This window comes from Shimazuella alba (assembly GCF_009831235.1).
Taxonomy (GTDB): Bacteria; Bacillota; Bacilli; order Thermoactinomycetales; family Thermoactinomycetaceae; genus Shimazuella; species Shimazuella alba.
Genome location: NZ_WUUL01000006.1, coordinates 65,201 through 84,422, shown reverse-complemented (window position 1 = coordinate 84,422; position 19,222 = coordinate 65,201). Strand labels below are relative to the sequence as shown.

The 19,222-nt window shown below is 38.2% G+C and carries 16 protein-coding genes and 1 pseudogene; 11 read left to right on the top strand and 6 right to left on the bottom strand.

The features are described from left to right. Positions 1 to 418: 418 nt before the first annotated feature. Positions 419 to 2,383, top strand: a complete 1,965-nt coding sequence (locus tag GSM42_RS10350; protein WP_160801466.1) for an AMP-binding protein — start codon at positions 419 to 421, stop codon at positions 2,381 to 2,383. 142 nt (positions 2,384 to 2,525) lie between these two features. Here GSM42_RS10350 and GSM42_RS10345 read toward each other — a convergent pair whose 3' ends face one another. Beyond that, positions 2,526 to 2,876: a hypothetical protein gene (locus GSM42_RS10345; protein ID WP_160801465.1), complete on the bottom strand. Its 351-nt coding sequence runs from the start codon at positions 2,874 to 2,876 to the stop codon at positions 2,526 to 2,528. A gap of 326 nt (positions 2,877 to 3,202) precedes the next feature. After that, positions 3,203 to 4,126, bottom strand: a complete 924-nt coding sequence (locus GSM42_RS10340; protein WP_160801464.1) for a S66 peptidase family protein — start codon at positions 4,124 to 4,126, stop codon at positions 3,203 to 3,205. A 234-nt stretch (positions 4,127 to 4,360) separates the two neighbouring features. On the opposite strand from GSM42_RS10340, the gene GSM42_RS10335 reads away from it, so the two are divergent. The 3 genes from GSM42_RS10335 (at position 4,361) to GSM42_RS10325 (ending at position 7,531) form a co-directional block, all read left to right on the top strand. Beyond that, on the top strand, positions 4,361 to 5,200 hold the full coding sequence (locus tag GSM42_RS10335) for an SDR family NAD(P)-dependent oxidoreductase (RefSeq protein ID WP_160801463.1): 840 nt from the start codon (positions 4,361 to 4,363) through the stop codon (positions 5,198 to 5,200). 184 nt (positions 5,201 to 5,384) lie between these two features. Beyond that, complete coding sequence (locus GSM42_RS10330; protein ID WP_237446560.1) at positions 5,385 to 6,350, top strand: helix-turn-helix transcriptional regulator; 966 nt, start codon at positions 5,385 to 5,387, stop codon at positions 6,348 to 6,350. A gap of 125 nt (positions 6,351 to 6,475) precedes the next feature. Further along, the gene (locus tag GSM42_RS10325) at positions 6,476 to 7,531 is read left to right on the top strand and encodes a basic secretory protein-like protein (RefSeq protein ID WP_160801461.1); all 1,056 of its coding nucleotides are present in this window, start codon (positions 6,476 to 6,478) and stop codon (positions 7,529 to 7,531) included. A 179-nt stretch (positions 7,532 to 7,710) separates the two neighbouring features. Here GSM42_RS10325 and GSM42_RS10320 read toward each other — a convergent pair whose 3' ends face one another. Continuing rightward, the gene (locus GSM42_RS10320) at positions 7,711 to 8,613 is read right to left on the bottom strand and encodes a DMT family transporter (protein WP_160801460.1); all 903 of its coding nucleotides are present in this window, start codon (positions 8,611 to 8,613) and stop codon (positions 7,711 to 7,713) included. Positions 8,614 to 8,773: 160 nt separating this feature from the next. On the opposite strand from GSM42_RS10320, the gene GSM42_RS10315 reads away from it, so the two are divergent. The 4 genes from GSM42_RS10315 to GSM42_RS10300 all read left to right on the top strand — a co-directional run bounded on the left by GSM42_RS10315 (position 8,774) and on the right by GSM42_RS10300 (position 15,091). Then, positions 8,774 to 10,150: an aminotransferase-like domain-containing protein gene (locus GSM42_RS10315; protein ID WP_160801459.1), complete on the top strand. Its 1,377-nt coding sequence runs from the start codon at positions 8,774 to 8,776 to the stop codon at positions 10,148 to 10,150. Between the two features lie 374 nt (positions 10,151 to 10,524). Further along, complete coding sequence (locus tag GSM42_RS10310) at positions 10,525 to 12,327, top strand: ABC transporter permease family protein (protein WP_160801458.1); 1,803 nt, start codon at positions 10,525 to 10,527, stop codon at positions 12,325 to 12,327. Positions 12,328 to 12,418: 91 nt separating this feature from the next. Continuing rightward, a complete protein-coding gene (gene typA / locus GSM42_RS10305; protein WP_160801457.1) occupies positions 12,419 to 14,236 on the top strand; it encodes a translational GTPase TypA in 1,818 nt (605 codons plus the stop codon). A 138-nt stretch (positions 14,237 to 14,374) separates the two neighbouring features. Then, on the top strand, positions 14,375 to 15,091 hold the full coding sequence (locus GSM42_RS10300) for a response regulator transcription factor (RefSeq protein WP_160801456.1): 717 nt from the start codon (positions 14,375 to 14,377) through the stop codon (positions 15,089 to 15,091). A gap of 113 nt (positions 15,092 to 15,204) precedes the next feature. Here GSM42_RS10300 and GSM42_RS10295 read toward each other — a convergent pair whose 3' ends face one another. Continuing rightward, positions 15,205 to 15,345: a hypothetical protein gene (locus GSM42_RS10295; RefSeq protein ID WP_160801455.1), complete on the bottom strand. Its 141-nt coding sequence runs from the start codon at positions 15,343 to 15,345 to the stop codon at positions 15,205 to 15,207. A gap of 313 nt (positions 15,346 to 15,658) precedes the next feature. Here GSM42_RS10295 and pnpS point away from each other — a divergent pair, with 313 nt between their 5' ends. Both pnpS and GSM42_RS10285 read left to right on the top strand, forming a co-directional pair. Next, positions 15,659 to 16,729 (top strand): two-component system histidine kinase PnpS, encoded by a 1,071-nt coding sequence (pnpS, locus tag GSM42_RS10290; RefSeq protein ID WP_160801454.1) that lies wholly within the window; start codon positions 15,659 to 15,661, stop codon positions 16,727 to 16,729. Between the two features lie 88 nt (positions 16,730 to 16,817). Beyond that, positions 16,818 to 17,135, top strand: coding sequence for a YnfA family protein (locus GSM42_RS10285; RefSeq protein ID WP_160801453.1), 318 nt, complete (start codon positions 16,818 to 16,820; stop codon positions 17,133 to 17,135). 69 nt (positions 17,136 to 17,204) lie between these two features. Here the strand turns inward: GSM42_RS10285 and arsC are convergent. Both arsC and GSM42_RS10275 read right to left on the bottom strand, forming a co-directional pair. Further along, positions 17,205 to 17,604 (bottom strand): annotated as a pseudogene (arsC, locus tag GSM42_RS10280) (arsenate reductase (thioredoxin)). 223 nt (positions 17,605 to 17,827) lie between these two features. Further along, positions 17,828 to 18,403 carry an NAD(P)H oxidoreductase gene (locus GSM42_RS10275; protein WP_160801452.1) on the bottom strand — a complete coding sequence of 192 codons (576 nt, stop codon included), beginning with the start codon at positions 18,401 to 18,403 and terminating at the stop codon, positions 17,828 to 17,830. A 247-nt stretch (positions 18,404 to 18,650) separates the two neighbouring features. Here GSM42_RS10275 and GSM42_RS10270 point away from each other — a divergent pair, with 247 nt between their 5' ends. Beyond that, the gene (locus GSM42_RS10270; protein ID WP_160801451.1) at positions 18,651 to 19,040 is read left to right on the top strand and encodes a winged helix-turn-helix transcriptional regulator; all 390 of its coding nucleotides are present in this window, start codon (positions 18,651 to 18,653) and stop codon (positions 19,038 to 19,040) included. Positions 19,041 to 19,222: the final 182 nt, after the last annotated feature.

The window sequence follows — 19,222 nt, the reverse complement described above, 5'->3', positions numbered from 1 at the left end:
CAGATATTTCGATATCTGTGCACACCTGTCTATCTTGAATCTTAATTCCATATTCCACTAACTGCCACTGTATTACTTTCCGTTAGCAGCATCCCTTCTACTAATAAAAGTATATATCAATAAAATATTTTTTGCCTATGATAAAATCATAAATAGGAATAGTTATAATATTATCTTTGTAAGCGCTTACTCCTTGTTGTCTGGCTCAGCTTATTCTCCTTATTTCATTTTAGGTAGAAATGTTTTAATCACTAACTTAAAAGTGTTAAATAATCGTTCTCCTGCATCTATTTGAAACATGTATGAAGGATTTGATCTTGCTGGGAGAGGCTTGGTCTCCTTGTAAAGGGTCTATTTGCTGATTTTTCGAAAATGATTTATCGCAAAATCAATACATGTTGGAAAGGGATGAATCACATTGAGTGAAGAAAAACAAACCTATTTACCTACCTCCATAAAATGGGAAAAATCCAATTTATATCAACTCATCAAACAGCTTGGATTTGCATCATTAAACGAACTTTATCAAGCAATCGAACAAGATCCAGCATGGTTCTGGTCCCACATGGAGAAAGCAGTAGGATTGACTTGGTATAAACCGTATAGCAAAGTCATGGATGATTCTCGGGGGATTGCTTGGACCCGATGGTATACAGATGGGAAAATGAACATCGCCTATGATGCTGTTGATAAACATGTACAAGGTAAATCAGCAGAAAAGCATGCCATTTGCTGGGAAGCTGATGATGGGGAACAAAGACAGCTAACATATCGAGAGCTTGCGGAGGAAACAGATCGATTTGCTCATGGTCTGCTTCAGCTCGGTATTCAAAAAGGGGATCGTATTGTCATTTATCTCCCTATGATTCCAGAAACGGTCGTCGTTATGTTAGGTGCAGCAAAAATCGGAGCTATTGTGATTCCGGTTTTTTCCGGATATGCTGCTGAAGCGGTTGCTACAAGAGTAGATGATAGTGGTGCAAAGCTACTGATAACAGCTGATTTTTTCTATCGACGTGGGAAGAAAATGATGATGGGGAAGGAAGCTCAGAAAGCAGCACAGCAATGTGTCACCCTTTCGCATGTTGTTGTGGTAGAACGATCTCGAGAACAGTTTCAGGTCAGTGACCTACAGGTAGAATGGATATCCTATCAGACACTACTGGAAAACACACCAAATCAAAGTCCGCTTATCTGGGTGGGAGCAGAAACTCCATGTATGTTGTTGTATACATCAGGTACAACTGGTAAACCAAAAGGTACAGTCCATACACATGCAGGTTTCCCTCTAAAAGCTGCACAAGATTTGAAATATGCCTTTCATTTTCAATCGGAAGATACACTCTGCTGGGTAACAGATATGGGCTGGATGATGGGGCCTTGGATGGTTTTTGGTGCACTTTTACTAGGAGGTACGATTGTATTATATGAAGGCACACCTGATTATCCAAACAGCAGTCGACTCTGGAATTTGGTCGAAAAGCACCAGATTACTCATCTAGGTATTTCTCCAACAACAGTACGGATGTTGATGAGTAGCGGGCTGGAGTGGGTTGATAAGCACGATTTATCTTGTTTAAAAGTATTTGGCTCTTCGGGCGAGCCCTGGAACAAAGATCCCTGGCTGTGGTTGTATAAAAAAGTAGGTAAAATGAGATGTGCAATTGTAAATTATTCGGGTGGAACAGAGATATCTGGTGGTATTTTGTCCAGTTTCCCTGGTCTTCCATTGGAACCATGCTCTTTTCATGGGCCAATTCCAGGTATGATCGTGGATATTGTAAATACAAATGGAAATTCAGTGGAAAATGAAGTAGGGGAGTTGGTTATACGGCAAGCTTGGCCGGGTATGACGAGGGGATTTTGGAGGAATCCAGATCGCTATGAAAATAGTTATTGGGCACGATTTTCCGGTCTATGGGTGCATGGAGACTGGGCAAGAAAAAATGCACAAGGCTATTGGTATATAGAAGGGCGCAGTGATGACACCCTCAAAGTTGCTGGTAAAAGAATAGGGCCAATTGAGTATGAGACAGTACTTGTTTCACATAATGTAGTAGTGGAAGCAGCAGCGATTGGTATTCCAGATGAAGTCAAGGGAACCGTTGCTGTCTGTTTTGTCACGCTAAATAAGCAGAGCTCTCCTTCGAAGCAGATAGAACAAGAACTAAAGGAGTTTGTGATAAAGAAGCTAGGGAAACCTCTAAAACCAAAAAGTATTCATGTTGTGAAAGAATTGCCAAGAACCAGAAATGGAAAAATTTTAAGGCGTGTTTTGCGTGCGGCATATTTAGGAGAGATACTTGGGGATCTTTCTTCATTGGAAAATCCACACACTATAGAGGAGATAAAACGGTTTTTTTGTTCAGAGAAAAGGAGGTAGAATTGGTGCTCCTCTCGACAACGAGAGGAGCGTGTGCCATTGTCGACCGGAGAGGAAGTCACTTAGTACTGAGTGATCCGGAGCTCCCTACTCCAGATGTTCCACCAGGTGTTCAGGCGGTCCTCTTCGAGATCAGGGTCGCTCAACCAGGGGTAGGCCTCCGACTTCTGCCCATCTTCCCATCTTCCGCATTGCAGAGCCAGCGGTCGATGACCTGTAGCCAAACGTTAAAACGGCTGCGATTCTGGCTGCCATACTCGTCCACACAGAAGAAGTGCTTTGCCGGTGTTCCATTCGGCTGAACCTTGAAGCGCCGATCACCATCCACGAACACCGTGTGGTGGCATGTTGTGAAGACGGTGATGTCTCCGAATTGAGTTTCGGCAGTGAGATCAGGGAAGATGTAGTACACCTCGCCCTGACACAGATAGAGCGAATGAACCTGAGTTCCCAGGATGCACTTACTCTCGGTAGTAAGCCTGTTCTCCGTCATGAGGTGACCTCTAACATACTAAGTTAGACAATAATGAGTATGAAAATTATAACAAAAAACAGTCTATTGACTATGTTCTCAAGAAGTTAAAACGCATTACACGGATATAGCTGGATTCGTGGATCATATTTTGTGAAGTGTCATTTATTGGGGTTTCGACACGTTCCCAGAGTGAAATGTTTAGAAACTAACAAAATCTATGCCTTTCATAAGTCTCGACAATACCCAGAATTATCTTTTCTAAGTTGCTAATCAAACAATTGATTATATGTATGTTCATTTTGTTTGAAAAATAATTGTATTTTGGGTTTGTCAACTTATTTTCCTTACGCACGAACAACAGATTCAACTACAGTAAGTGTATTTTCATATGTATTTAAGTTTATTCTTGCGCCAATGGGAATGGTAGTCTTATAGGTCCCATGAGCAGTATTTAAGTTTGTCATCAGTGGTTTTCCAAGCGGGACAAGTAAAGAGTTTATGAGAGTATCATAGGAAGTTCCATAAGAAATGGGGCAATTAGTACATTCACCCATCACGATCCCAATACAATCTCGAAATTTTCCTGCTTGGATTAATCGTGTTAAATCACGATAGATTTTCTCTGTTGACTCATGAATTTCTTCTAGGAGTAATATTTTCCCATTTGTATTTATTTCATATGGTGTTCCAAGTGTATCGGCAAAAGAGGTGAGATTCCCACCTACGATTGGTCCAGTAACATTACCTTGTACGAGACTTGTAAGTGGTATTCCTACTGGGTTTTCTATTTGTCTTCTATTTGTGAAGGAGGATGTGGTGATAAAAAATTGCTCATAGTTATAAGTGGGGGTATTAGGTGTGAAATCAATGAGCATAAGACCTTGAAAAGTAATGAGATCGGAAAATTGATAGATTACATTTAATAAGATCGTTATATCACTATAGCCAGAAATTATTTTTGGATTTCTCCGGATAACATCATAATCGAGATAAGGGAGAATATCTTTGACACCAGTGCCACCTCTACTTGCTAAAATCATTTTTACATTCGGGTTTTCTATCATGCGCATGAAATCAGAGGCCCGTTCTGATGCGGGGGCTGCAACAATTCCATCATAATCATATACATGATCCCCGACTAAAACCTGAAATCCCATACTTGTTAACGTTTCTATTCTTGCGTCAATTGTACTGGCTCCTAAAGGACTCCCAAGTGTAACAATTCCAATCGTATCACCACTTTGGAGCATAGGGGGCTTTATGGCCATTGTTGCACCTCCTGTATTTGTAGGTATCATCGAATGTATAATATGTTGCTATTTTTGAAAAAATAACTCGTTTTGATTTGTGCAGACGATATACTTGTTCAACGTACTTAGCTATAACTTTTGTAAATATGTCATTACATGTCATATTGAGGCTTTATATTTAAGAGGTGAGAACCAAAGGAGTCAATCATTCTCCTTTATCTTGAACAAATCTGTACAAAAGGGATGAGGTACATGAAAACATTAAATGGGAAAGTAGCTCTTGTAACAGGAGGAAGTAGAGGAGCTGGACGTGGGATTGCAGTAGAGTTAGGAAAAGCCGGGGCAACAGTTTATGTTACAGGACGGAGTACAAAAGGGAGTTCGACAAACAATTGGCCTGGAACAATCGATGATACTGTGGCACAAATTGAGGAAGCTGGAGGGAAAGGTATTGCTGTGCGATGTGATCATACCATAGACTTGGAAACAGAAGCACTGATCAAACAAATTCGTAGTGAACAAGGCAAGCTCGATATTTTGGTGAATAATGTATGGGGTGGACACGATCTCTGGCAAAATCCAAAGCCACAACCTTTTTGGGAATTTTCGATAAATCATTGGGATACCATGTTTACAGCAGGTGTACGAGCGCAACTTGCTACAAATTACTTTGCAATCCCATTACTCCGTGAACAGAAACAGGGGCTTATTGTTCATACAACATTTTGGGATGAATACAAATACGCAGGCACCTTTTACTATGATTTAGCGAAAAACGCTTTAACTCGCATGGCATATGGCTTATCTATTGATCTAAAACAAGATAATATTCCTGTGATAGCTCTCTCTCCGGGATGGATGAGAACAGAACTGGTACTGTCAACATTTCATACAGATGAACAACATTGGCAGGAGATTGATGCTTTGAAAGATACCGAAAGCCCTTATTATATTGGACGCGCTATCACGGCATTAGCAAATGATCCAAAAATCATGAAAAAGAGTGGGCAAGTGTTCAAGGTTGGCAATCTGGCAAGAGAATATGGATTTACGGATATCGATGGACGATATATCCCTCCATTCAGCATGTAAGGAATCTTTTGTGAAAATTAGTAAAGGATAACTTATGATCAAGCTTATTCCCAAATATGATGGGGATGGGCTTTCATATTTTCATAGCATCGGCATTTTATGGAGACTTTTGTTTCTTCTACTTCCCCCTATCTGCTCCTTAAGTTACTACCGTTAAATAAAAAAGAAATTGCTAGGAGAAAAAATGCGGATTAATCGATTGTTTTCTATTTTGTTGAATCTACAACTTCATGAGCAGCTAACTACAAAAGAACTAGCACAGAAACTAGAAGTTTCGGAAAGAACGATCCACCGTGATATGGATGTGCTCAGTGCAGAAGGTTTTCCCGTTTATGCAGAAAAAGGTAAGTATGGTGGCTGGAAGCTTTTACAAAACTACAAACCAAAAATTATGCAATTGAATCAAGAGGAAATGCCAGTACTTTTTCTTCCGCTTTCTGAAAAAATTCAACAAGATTTAGGTATAAAGAAAGAGGTAGAACTAGCGCAGATGAAGTTGCTTTCCATTCTTCCTCAGAAAACAAGAAAAGATGCCGAGTATATGTTAGAACGTATTCATCTAGACAGCTCACACTGGCATCCAACGAAGAAAGACCAAGTATTTCTGGCTTCGCTTCAAAATGCTTTGTGGAGAGATCAAAAAGTTTGGATCGAGTATTTGCGGGCAGATCAAGAAAATCGAAAAAGGCTAGTGAATCCCTTAGGGTTGGTAGCAAAGGGGAGTACATGGTATCTTATTGCTTCTTTAGATGACCAAATTCGAACTTATCGTGTAGATCGAATCAAACAAGTAGAAGTTACAGAAGAAAGTTTCACGCGACCTCATGATTTTTGTTTAGCGTCTTACTGGAAAAAATCAACGGAACAATTTGTAGAACGTTTGCCTCAATATCATGTAGTAGCACAAGTTGACGCTGCTATTCTCCAAAATCTCTCTTATGCGGGCAGATTTCCAAAAATAGATGTACTAGAAGAACAGATGCAAGCAGGATGGAGCAAAGTAGCTTTACAGTTTCAGGTGGAGCAAGAAGCACTAGCTTTTATCATGGGTTTTGGAGCAAAGATCAGGGTAATAGAACCTGATGTATTAAGAAGGAAAATTCAACAAAAATCAGAAGAAATAGTTGCACTCTACAAAGGAAAGGCGTAAAAATTTAACAATTCTATTGATTGAAATGTTAATTCTCTTTGTCTTCATTCTGGTATCTCTTGAAAAAGGTATTATTTTTTTATAGCATAAACTAAAATAATAGTACATATGAAGGAGAGGGATGGATGAAGCGTCTGATAAATAAAAAGATAGCTTTTGCTCTAGCCTTAACGGTTGCATGTATTCCTGCAATCGGAGTACCATCAAAAAAAGCTATTGCTGCAACAAAAGTGGTGACGAGCGGTGATTATAAACTTACTACAGAATACAGTGATTCAGCTCTATCATCTGTCGTAAGTAAATATGAAAAAACGTTTAAAAGCACCTATGCGCAAATGGCTCAGCAATATAGTCCGGGTAAAGCACCAAAAGAGGTAGTTGTAAAATTCGTAAAAAATGAAAAATATCCTGTTGCTTATGCAGCCGGCAATGTGATTTATGTGAATCCAGATTATGCAAAAAAACATCCAAATGACCAAGGTATGTTGGTTCATGAAATGTTCCATGTTGTTGATGCCTATCCAAATGGTGTCAAAGCTCCTAGTTGGTTTCGAGAAGGAATGGCTGATTACGCTCGTTCCCGCTATTCCCATATTGAGTCTTGGCGTCTTCCAGCCGTAAAATCAACGCAAAAATACACGGATAGCTATGGTGTGACAGCTCGCTTTTTTAGTTGGTTAAATCATATCAAAGCACCAGGCAGTGTGTTGAAAATCCACCAACGTGTTCAAAATAACTACTACTCCGATGACTTGTTTAAAGAGTACACAGGCAAAACTTTACCTCAACTTTGGTCCGAATACCAAAAAAATCCTGTAGCTGTCGAAGGACTCAACTGGGCATTTCCAAATAACAAATCACGCTATAATGGGGAAGCCGGAAGCGGGAAATCCGTTAAATATTTTGAGTTCAATTATGTACCAGGATCTCAAAACTATATTCATACTCGTAGCAATAACTCTACTCAGGGAAAAATTAGCTATAAAGTGGTAAATAGCAGTACCGGAAAAACAGTTCGTACATACACTACCTCTACACTGAAGTTAAATTCACTGAGTTACTTTGATCCTTTAAGTAAATACTCAGGTCAACCCAAAAAAGGGAAGTATAAATTATATGTGACAGTCCCTAAAGGGATGAATATCGATTTTGAATTCAACTATGGCAATAAATACTATTGATCAAAAAAAGCGTATCACCTATGTGTTGATACGCTTTTTACCTATTTTTACACTTTTTCATTAGACAAGTTTCGGTTTTTCCCTACTTCAATTACCTGTACCCTTTTGGGAAGATTGTCTCAAAGACTTAATTAAAGTGAAACAGTCGTTAGGCTTCTTCACAACCCTTTGAACATGCATTAGTTTTTCTCTAATATAGATCCTTTTTTAGATACGGGAGCATTTTTGCCTAATATAACAGAAAAGACAACAAGCACTGCTATTGTAAGAGTGAAAAATGTGATAGATTCATTTAGAAATACTGCTGAAAATAGAATCATTAGAAATGGTTGCAAGTATTGAATCTGACTAACTCTTGCTATTCCCCCCATAGCCATTCCGCTATACCAAGCGACATATGCTAAAAATTGACTTACAACTGCGAGATATATAAAACTAGCCCAAGCGTGTATTGGAGCATGAAGCATTTCCGTTGTAAGGCTCAGCCCAACTGGAATAACAAAAAATGGCGCACCGATTAAAATGGCCCAAGCAATCACTTGCCAGCTGCCTATTTCTTTCGATAGTTTCCCACCTTCTGCATAACTTAGTCCAAGTATAATCACTGCTAGTAGTAAAGCCAAATCGGGAAATTGTAGTGAACCAAATCCGAGGTGAAAGGCATAAATAATAACAGCTACAGAGCCGATTACACTTGAAATCCAAAATTTGAGAGAAGGAATTTCCCTTGCTCTAACCATAGCAAATCCGGCTGTTGCTAATGGCAACAGCGCAACTTCCACAGCACCGTGAGAAACCGGCAAGAATTTCATTGACCAAGAAGTAAGAAGAGGAAATCCTAAAACTGCGCCAACTGCAACAAGAAACAGACTTTTGAATTGGCGGGGAGAAGGCAGCTTTTCTTTTCGAACAATCAATACCATTGCCACTAAAATAGCAGCAACAACTGTTCTTCCTAGACCGACGAACGTAGTCCCCAAATATTCTACTGCAATACGTGTAGTCGGGAGTGTTAAGCTAAAACAAATCACACCAATTAAGCCCAGCAATAATCCTAATTTCTCTCTGGTTTCTCTCTTCATCCAATCCTACCCCTATCTTTTTCTTTTGTATCATATCTGTTTCATTTTTTATTTCTGTTGAAGTACAGTTCTGTTATAATCAACATAATAAAAGGTACAAATATAAAAATAAACCATTCTTTTAGCTGTCTGTACCATGACAGTTGTAGGGGGTGAATGGATGAGCGCCAAATATATAGAGATAACCAAAGAGATTAAGCGTCGACTAGCAGATAGGACACTTATTGCAGGAAGTAAACTTCCTTCTGTTCGTCAGCTATCTGAGCGTTTTTCATGTAGCAAAAATACGGTCATTAAAGCATACGAAGAATTAGAAAAAGAGCATTTTATTTATTCTGTTCCTAAAAGTGGTTACTTTGTAGTGAATGAATTTCGAAATGAGACGAATGAAAATGACGTGATTGATTTTTTGTCTGCTGGTCCAGATAAAAATGTTATGCCTTATGTTGAATTTCAACATTGTATCAATCAAGCAATTGAACAATATAAAGAAGAGCTTTTTACATACTCTGATCAACAAGGACTGTACTCCTTACGAGTACAACTAGTGAAATATTTGCAGAATCTACAGGTATTCACTCAACCGGAAAGAGTAATCATTGTTTCTGGCTCGCAGCAAGCCCTCCATTTATTAGTTTCTATGCCATTTCCAAATGGAAAAAGCAATATTCTAATGGAGCAGCCCACTTATTTTGGATTGCTTGAGTCCGTCCATCTGCAACAAGTTAATACTTTTGGAATTGAGTTATCAATGGAAGGCATCGACCTCGAACGTCTGGAATATATTTTTCGAAATAATGATATAAAATTTTTCTATATTATCCCAAGATTTCACAATCCACTTGGGCATTCTTATACAAACAGGGAAAAGAAAAAAATCGTGGAGTTAGCTGAAAAATACGATGTATACATAGTGGAAGATGATTTTCTAGGAGACCTTGACCAAAATTCAAAATCAGATCCCTTATTTTCTTTTGATCCTTCTGGGAGAGTGATTTATATGAAAAGCTTTTCGAAAATTTTTCTCCCAGGATTAAGAATTGCTACAGTCGTTCTTCCTACATTGATGATTAACAATTTTTTAAGATATAAATTTAGTTCGGATTTTAATAGCTCAGCACTTTCTCAAGGTTCACTAGAACTCTTTTTAAAAAGTGGTATGTTTCATAGCCATCTCAAAAAAATAAAAGAGGTATATAGCACTAAAATGCAAATGCTTCAAGAGGCGTGTGAATTATTGCTTCCATCTAATACTCATTTTTCTAAACCGACTTCAGGATTCTTTCTCTCCATCAGTTTGCCTGAGAATATGACAGCAAAACAGACAGTGCATATGCTAAACGATCAGCATGTATATGTGGATGATGCCTCCAGAATGTTTTTATCAGAATATAAAAAGGAAAATCTTCTTCGATTAAGCATTTCTCAAGTAAACGAAAGTCACATTAAACTAGGGATAGAGCGATTGGCCCATTGTATTACTTTTATGAACAGTAGAAAAAATTATATTACTCCAAGTGATTCTTTTCTCCTTTAGTATAGGGTAGCATCAGGATTAGCAGATTCCCAACACTAGGGAATTTTGATTAAAAATGATAGGTGATGAATTTGAGCAATTAGGAGAGATATATTTCTTCCAAAATAAAAGATTTTAAACAAAATAAAACCCTTTCAAAACGATGGTTTTTGAGAGGGTTCTTCTATTCACTTGTTTCCAAAGTATTAAAAATTGCAATTAACATCAACAAATTTTCCCAGATATGTATATCCATCATTTTACAGGTAATATTTCCAGCCAAGAATGCTGCATTTATATTATCATTTATTAAGAAAAATAGCTTTTCTATGAATAGTTTTTTCGGATCATTTTTCTGTTAAAATTACTCTAAAAAAATAAATGTTTAAAGGAGGTTGTTTATCCTGTCTATCAAAGCACTTGTATGGAGAAATATAAAAGAAAACTTCCAACCTTACCGAATGTTTTTTATGATACATACCTTCTTTATTATGGTTTATCTCTGGTACGAGATGCTTATTCATCATCCTTGGTTTGAAAAATTTTTAAATATCCAAGAAAAAGATATGATGGATATCAATATGGTTCGGATTCTTTTTGTTTTGTTTCTTCTCTTTGCCACGATTTATCAGATAAGCATTAGACGGGGGAATATCACTCCTGATACTCTTGACGATGTGTCGTTAAAACAGATGAAATGGGTTATTTTTTGGGAGAATGTATTGTTTGGATTTTCTACCTTGGTAACTGGTATCATACTTGGTCTGTTGTTTAGTCCACTCATCTTTCCCATATTTGCCGTGCTTATGGAAACCCCTTCTTTTCCGTTTCTTTTTCCATCTAGAGCGATTGGGATAACAGTAGTTCTTTTTTTCTCTGCATTTGTAGTTAGCTCATTGTGTTTGGCTTTGTTTTTGTACCCAAAGAGAAAAGCGCGGAAATCTTTTGGGCGGTTTCAATCTTATATATGGATTATTGTAAGTATTATCCTTCTTCTATTGTTATATTTGTCCTTTCATTTTTTCGGTAAGCCAGCATGGTATAGTGTTTCGTTTTTTTACTTAGTCCTTGGTTTCTTTTTTATCTTGTGTGTCGCCTCACTTGTTTGGATGGATAAAAAAATCGAATTTGTTTCTATCTTAAGTAATCAAACAATATTTAGCGGATTGACTGGAAAAATAGTAGTTTCTTTTTTAGCTGTTATTTTTCTTGTTTCTTCTATTGGGGAAATGAAAGTCTTTCTGACTAGCTATCAGACTCAAAAAGCATATTATAAAGAGAATGCTTTTACTTTTTACTTAGAGGCACTTTATAAAGATAAATCCAAATTAGGTGAGTATGAAAGATTATTAGAACAAGAGTTGACAAAGAAAAGAGTTTCTTTTCAAAAGCAAACGGTGGATTTTCTGATTTTGAAAGAATCGAATGGAATACGTTTTCCACTCGCCATTTCTTACTCACAGTATGCAAAGCTGACGAAACAGTTGGGACGATCTCTTCCTTCTAAATTAAAAGAAAATGAAGCTGTCTATTTCTTTACTGCTGTTAATGCTTTTTATCATCAGAAAAGCGTAATAGAGAAAAGTACAATTGCCTTTCAAGGATATCCAACAGCCTTTCATCTACAGTCGAATATAGGCAGTTTTATTCCTGGTTATGATGTCATTGTATTGTCAGATGAGGTATATAAAGAAATAGCAAGTATTCGCACAGCAAAAGTTGATTACACGATACCAGATCGCTATGTGCTATATACGGTTCCGGCATGGATGAAGAAAGCTCCCACTTATGCATCAGCAGAGTTAGAAGTAGGGACCAAATTAATTAACCTGATCGAAGGTTCACCTCTATACAAATCTGATCAAGACCATATATTAAATGGATATACTGGCAACAATGAGAATTATGAGTTGACTGTTCGTTCTCCGTATGGAATGGGAGTCAATGATCTTCGTTTTCTGATTTTGGCATTATTTAAATGTCTGTTAGCGTTGATATTGATGTTATTTTTGTATAATCCAAGCAAAAAACTTTGGAGGGTATCATTCTATTTTCCATATGGAGTAGCCATACTTAGCAGCTTTTTATTTAGTATGGATCGATTTTCTATTATTTGGATAGCGATTGGTTTACAATTGGTGATTTTCCATATCTTTTTCTTCCTCCTGTCAAAGAAAAGATTTACTTTTCATCGATAAAATCGGTCTTTTTCATCCTTTTCGTAGCAATGAACACATATATGTGGTACGATCTCCTTTGTGATCATGTAGAGGAAGGAATTAGAGAGAAATGAATGTAGAGCAAATAAGAAACATTGCCATCATCGCTCACGTTGACCATGGAAAAACCACACTTGTAGATGCAATGTTAAAACAGAGCCATATTTTCCGCCAAAATCAACAGGTGGAAGATCGAGTGATGGACTCCAATGAACTAGAACGTGAAAGAGGAATTACGATCCTTGCGAAAAATACGGCAATTGAATATAAAGGGATTAAGATCAATATTGTAGATACACCAGGCCACGCAGATTTTGGTGGAGAAGTAGAACGTGTGATGAATATGGTAGATGGTGTATTGCTACTTGTAGATTCAGTAGAAGGACCAATGCCACAAACCAAGTTCGTACTTCGTCAAGCGATCGAACGTGGACATAAAGCGATTGTAGTTGTAAACAAAATTGACCGTGATAATCGTCGTCCAGAAGAAGTTATTAATGAAACCTTTGATCTATTTGTCGATCTTGGTGCGACAGATGAACAGTGTGAATTTCCAGTAGTGTATGCTAGTGCACTGAGCGGAATTTCAGGTATGGATTATGAAAACCTAACAGATACTTTAGAGCCATTATTTGAAGAGATTATCAACGAATTACCATCTCCAGCAGTAGATGTTGACGGTCCTACTCAAATGCAGGCTACTTTATTAGGGTTTGATGAATACAAAGGTCAAATCGTGATCGGGAGATTGGAACGTGGTTCCATTCGCAAAGGTCAACAACTCACTCTACTAGCTGCGGATGGCACTTCCCGCTCTGTTAAAGTGGGACAGGTGTACATTCATAAAGGTCTAGCTCGTGTAGAAGTAGAAGAGGCAACTGCAGGGGATATTATTGCTCTGACAGGGATAGATAATGTGGGTATTGGTGATACGTTTGCAGATCCAGAGCATCCAGAAGCACTACCGCCAATCACAGTAGAAGAACCTACTCTTCGGATGACAATCGGAATCAATACCAGTCCATTTGCTGGGCAAGATGGTACTTTTGTTACTTCTCGTAAACTTCGTGAGCGACTCTATCGAGAAGCCGAAGCTGATGTGGCCCTGCGAGTAGAAGATGCAGATTCATCGGATCAATTTACGGTTTCCGGGCGTGGAGAATTGCATCTCGGAATTTTGATTGAAAACATGCGCCGTGAAGGCTATGAGTTCCAAGTGAGTAAACCAGAGGTTATCTTGAAGGAGATCGACGGTCGTAAAATGGAACCAATGGAAGTTGTCGATATTGAAGTGAGCAGTGATTACCAAGGTGCAGTTGTAGAACTTCTTGGTATCCGCAAAGGTCAATTGCAAGATATGGTTGTACTAGACAGCGGGAATATTCAATTTAAATACTTAGCGCCTTCTCGTGGTCTGCTCGGCTTCCGACAACAATTGCTGACAGCAACTCGTGGAGAAGCCCAAATGCATAGCCTGCTTGCAGGATACGAACCATATGCTGGTGTGATTCAAACCAATGACTTCGGTTCTTTGATCGCTTGGGAAACTGGTACTGCTACCACTTATGCATTACATGCTACACAAGAGCGTGGTCAAATGTTTATCGTTCCAGGAACAGAAGTATATGAAGGGATGATTGTTGGTCAGCATATTCGTGATACGGATCTAGAAGTAAATGTATGTAAAAAGAAACATCTGACTAGTATTCGTAGTGCTACAAAAGAAGAGACATTAAAATTAGATGCTCCTCGTCAGATGACAATCGATGATGCTATCGAGTATCTGAAAGAAGATGAATTACTAGAAGTAACTCCAAAAACATTCCGTTTACGTAAGAAGTTTTTGAACAAAAACGAGCGTGCAAGAAACAATCGCCAAAAGAGATAATATATTTGTTTTTCGATAAGGGAAGGTTAAAAGAGTGAACTCCAAAAAGTACTATTTCTGGAGGTGCTCGTAACCTTTCCTTTTCGTATGTTTTCTCTTAAGATTAGGGATAGAGCACGAATGTAGGAGTTGAAAAAGATGGCAAAGAAAATCTTAGTAGTAGAAGATGAACCTTCCATTGTAAAATTGATTGAATTTAACCTTACAAAAGAAGGTTTTATAGTGGATAGTGCATTAGATGGAGACATCGCATTACAAAAAATAAAAGTGGAAATGCCTGATCTGATCGTGCTGGATTTAATGCTTCCACGAATTGATGGATTGGAAGTTTGTCGTCGCATTCGCACAGAAAAGGAACATATCCCTATTTTGATGTTGACTGCAAAATCTGATGAATTTAACAAAGTACTTGGACTTGAACTGGGTGCGGATGACTATATGACGAAACCATTTAGTATCAGAGAATTGACTGCCCGTGTAAAAGCGATATTTCGCCGGATGGAAGCTATCAGGAGAAGTGATGAGGAAGAGAAATCGGTTGATAAAAGCATCCAAATTGGCGATATTCTCATTGATACGGATGGGTACGAAGTATCTCGAAATGGAGAACTGATCGACCTGACCCCTAAAGAATTTGAATTGCTCATGTACCTCGCAAACCACCGTGGGAAAGTGTTATCGCGAGATCAATTGCTCAATGCTGTATGGAATTATGATTTTGTTGGGGATTCGCGTATTGTAGATGTTCATGTCAGTCATCTACGAGATAAAATCGAACCAGATTCTAAGAAGCCGCTCTACATCAAAACGGTTCGTGGAGTTGGTTACAAGTTGGAGAGTAAAGAAGAGAAATAAACGAGAAAATAAAGATTGTCAAAGACGTCCTGAGACAATTGACGATGAAAAATAAAAGTAGGCGGACCACCTACGAAATTCGCAAATGGTCCATGAACCTTAGAACAGAAGGATCACCCATGGAAGAATTCGTACCAGTCGGTTACTGTTGTTGGCTCATTACTCCGAAGATCGATAACATGTCGAACACATCGAATATTAAGATCAATCAGTGCCTTGAGCCTACGACCATCAGGGTGTTCGTAGTAGTGCACGAGATCCCCCTGAATTACTTCTGACCAGCACTTCGTTCCGTTTGAAGTGGTCATTTCAGGGTTGTCAGTAGGGAATTCGTTCGCGCTGCTCATTCTACTTCTTTCTCGAGTTCGGATCGCTCAACCGGATAGGAGCGATTTTCTAATTTAACGATAACGTAGTTTAGAGTGTGGATCAATAACCTAAATTAAAGACGATAAGAAACGAAGGTTTAATGGGAATAAATGTCTAAAATCCGCGTGAAGCGAACCCAGCTCTTATGTTAGCTCAGGCTGTCTATAAATGATATTAGCCTACAAGGGGGTGAGTGTTTTGGAGACATTATATGAGAAGTTGAGTGCTTTGCAAGAGAGCACCAATCGGATGAATAGTGTCATTGAATCTTTAGAAACGGGTTTAATGATGGTAGATCGGGATGGATTGATCAAAGTAGTGAATCATGCTTTCGGTAGTATGTTTGGTTTACCAGTAGACCAAATGCTCGGACAACATTATGATGTTTATTTATCTGCCTATAATTTGAGTCCGCTTCTGCTCGAATCTATGGAGACAAACAGACCGGTACGGTTGGAAATGCCGCTGTTTTATCCCCAAGAAAGAATTGTCGAAGCAAATCTTACTCCCATACAAGAAAATGATCAGCAATCTGGACTAGTTGTTGTTTTTCGTGATTTAACCGCTTTTCGTCATTTAGAAGAGTTGCGAAAAGATTTTGTGGCTAATGTTTCACATGAATTAAAAACACCGCTTACTTCTATCGTTGGTTTTACAGAAACATTACTGGATGGTGCACGGACAGACCCCGACACCTGCAAAGAATTTTTGCAAATCATTTACAAAGAAGGATTACGTTTACAACGCCTTGTTGCAGATTTATTGGATTTATCCAAGATTGAGTCCAAACAAGTTCCAATTAAAATGGACATCGTTTCTGTGCAAATGGTAGTTCATGATGTAGTGGAAACATTGATTGAACAAATGCAAGCTAAAAATTTACGATTGCTGACCGATGTAGCCCCATTGATGGTGAAAATGGATACGGACTGTGTAAGGCAAATATTGATGAACCTACTAGCCAATGCGATGAATTATACCCCCATAGGGGGGAAAGTAACAGTAAAAGTCAAACAAGATGATCCATATTGGATCGTACAAGTGATGGATACAGGAATTGGTATTCCGGAAAAGGATCAACCGAGGATATTTGAACGTTTTTACCGTGTCGACAAAGCTCGATCCCGTAACTCTGGGGGAACAGGACTTGGATTGGCTATTGTCAAGCATCTGGTAGAATTACAGCATGGCGAAATAGAAGTGGAGAGTACAGTTGGTAAAGGTAGTGTCTTTACAGTACGATTTCCACTGGAATATAGTGAGGTATAAAGCCTGAGCTGATATAATGCTTAGGTTTATTTTTTTAAATTATACAAAACTATTACTGGGTTAAATGTATAGAAGGGAAAGAGGTTATATGGTACTCATATGGTTTTTACTCGCTGGATTAACAGAGATCGGGGGAGGATATCTCATTTGGATCTGGTTAAGAGAAGGGAAACCTTGGTTCTACGGGTTTTTAGGTGGACTTTCTCTTTTTGTTTATGGCATCATCGCCAGCTTTCCATCCTTTCCTTCGTTTGGTCGTGTTTATGCAGCTTATGGTGGTGTATTCATTGTGCTTTCTATTCTATGGAGTTGGGGAATCGATAAGAAAACTCCTGATTTATATGATTGGATTGGTGCTGCTATTTGTCTAGTAGGAGTTTTCGTCATTATTATCCCAAGGAGTTAATATTTCTTTATGTCAATATTTCCTTTTTTTGAGTAAATTTAGTTCGTATTAAGTCTTCGTTTTTGCAAACTATTGAATACGTGTTTCGATCTTATCTCGTACTTGCTGGAAAATAACCAAATCTCATCTTCCGTACCTTTTGCCTTAGCGGATCATCAAATCCCCAATGTTCTCGTTGTATAAGGGATGGAGTTATCGGACCATTATCATTGGCATCTCGACAGAGTGTAATCACATAATCAGCCTTATTTAAAATCTCAGGATCGATCACATCAGAAGAATGATTGGAAATATCGATGCCTTTTTCAGCCATTACTTTCACAGCTTTGGGGTTTAATCCGTGTCCTTCCATTCCTGCACTGAATACTTCAAATTGATCTTCCGGATACTTCTTTCCAAATCCCTCTGCGATTTGACTGCGGCAAGAGTTCCCGGTACAGAGAAAGTAAATTATTTTTTTGTTAGACATGAAAACACTCCTTGTAGATGAGTTTATAGAAAGAGTATAAGTCTATTCTAGTTTCGTTGTAAAATAACGAATTTCACGACTAAGGGTCACTATTACAAAAAAGACTATCTTTCTATCCAGTCAAGGATATAAATAGTCTTTGTTTTTGGGGTTAATTTATGTTCAATCGACGAGGAGAATCTAACGAAGCAGGTTAACACGGCAAAAATATTCACCTTCCACTTTACGTTTTTGCATAGTTCAATCCCAGTTGATAAGCTTTATCCAATAATTTTTCTATATGTTGTGGGTCTCCATTTAAAGTATCATACAAATATTCAACTTGTGAATTTGAAATGCCAACATAGCTTGATAAACCAACATTGAGGTGATGAGCGATCATCTTGTCATATTCCCGCTTTTCAAGATGTTCACGAGAAGCAGCAGCCAAAATGAACCACAATACATGTTGATGATGGAGTCTGCTTGAGCCATAAGCAAATCCTTGGTTCCATACGCGATCAATGTAGCCTTTTAGCATAGCAGGCATACTAAACCACCAAAGTGGAAAGACGTATGCCAATGCATCAAATTGCTTCATCCGTTCGATTTCCTGCTCAACTTCGGGAGAGTAAAGTTTTGATTTACCTGACCAATCAGGTTCATCCTCTTCCCAAAGCACAGGATTAAAACCAATCCGATGCAGGTCTAGAATCTCTGTTTCATGCCCCGCTTCGATTAGGCCTTGTACAAAGCGGTTTGTAGCTGAAAATGTAAGAGATTGTGTTCTGGGATGGCTTACAACAGTTAAAACTTTCAATTAACGTCACCTGCTTGTGATTATTTTTTGTTTAGAGATTAATTCAAACGAATAATAGATTTTTGATGCTATGAGTTGAATACATGGTTATTATGAATGCTATATAATGATAAGTGAAGTACGCACTTCAAAGTGCCATAGGAACACAGATGATCCTAAAAAATCTATAAAAATGGTAGGGATTAAAAATATCCTTAGCTCTGGAAATGCTATGTTTTTGATGATTTCGTGTGAAGGGGGCGAGAAAATGATTGTCAAAGGAGAAACACCACCACGATATCAAAATGGAGTGGAGGTAACCTTAGATGTAATTGGCGGGAAGTGGAAGAGTGTTATTCTTTATCATCTCATGACAGGGAAAAAACGAACCAATGAATTACGAAGATTAATACCTAATATTACACAGAAAATGTTGACCAAACAGCTAAGAGAACTAGAAAGTGCGGGAATTATCATACGAATCACATATAACCAAATCCCGCCAAAAGTAGAGTATGAGCTGAGTGAGTATGGCTGGGGTTTAAAAAACATTTTGGATCAGTTTTGTGGGTGGGGTGAAAATCATGCTGAAAAAACGTACGGAGATAAATCAGTAGTACTGGAATGCTATTCAACAGAAGATGATATATGTTATTAACATACTTGCGTAAGAAGTTTCCCACTTCCTCCCTATGTAAAAAAAGCTATTTGGTCAGAATTATGTTTTGCTTGCTGCATATTATGGGCTACAAGACAATCGTATACTCTTTCTTTAAAGAGCGGATTAATTGTTCAATATGTTCTGTAGAGACGGGGTCAGCAGGAATCGGAATTCTTGAA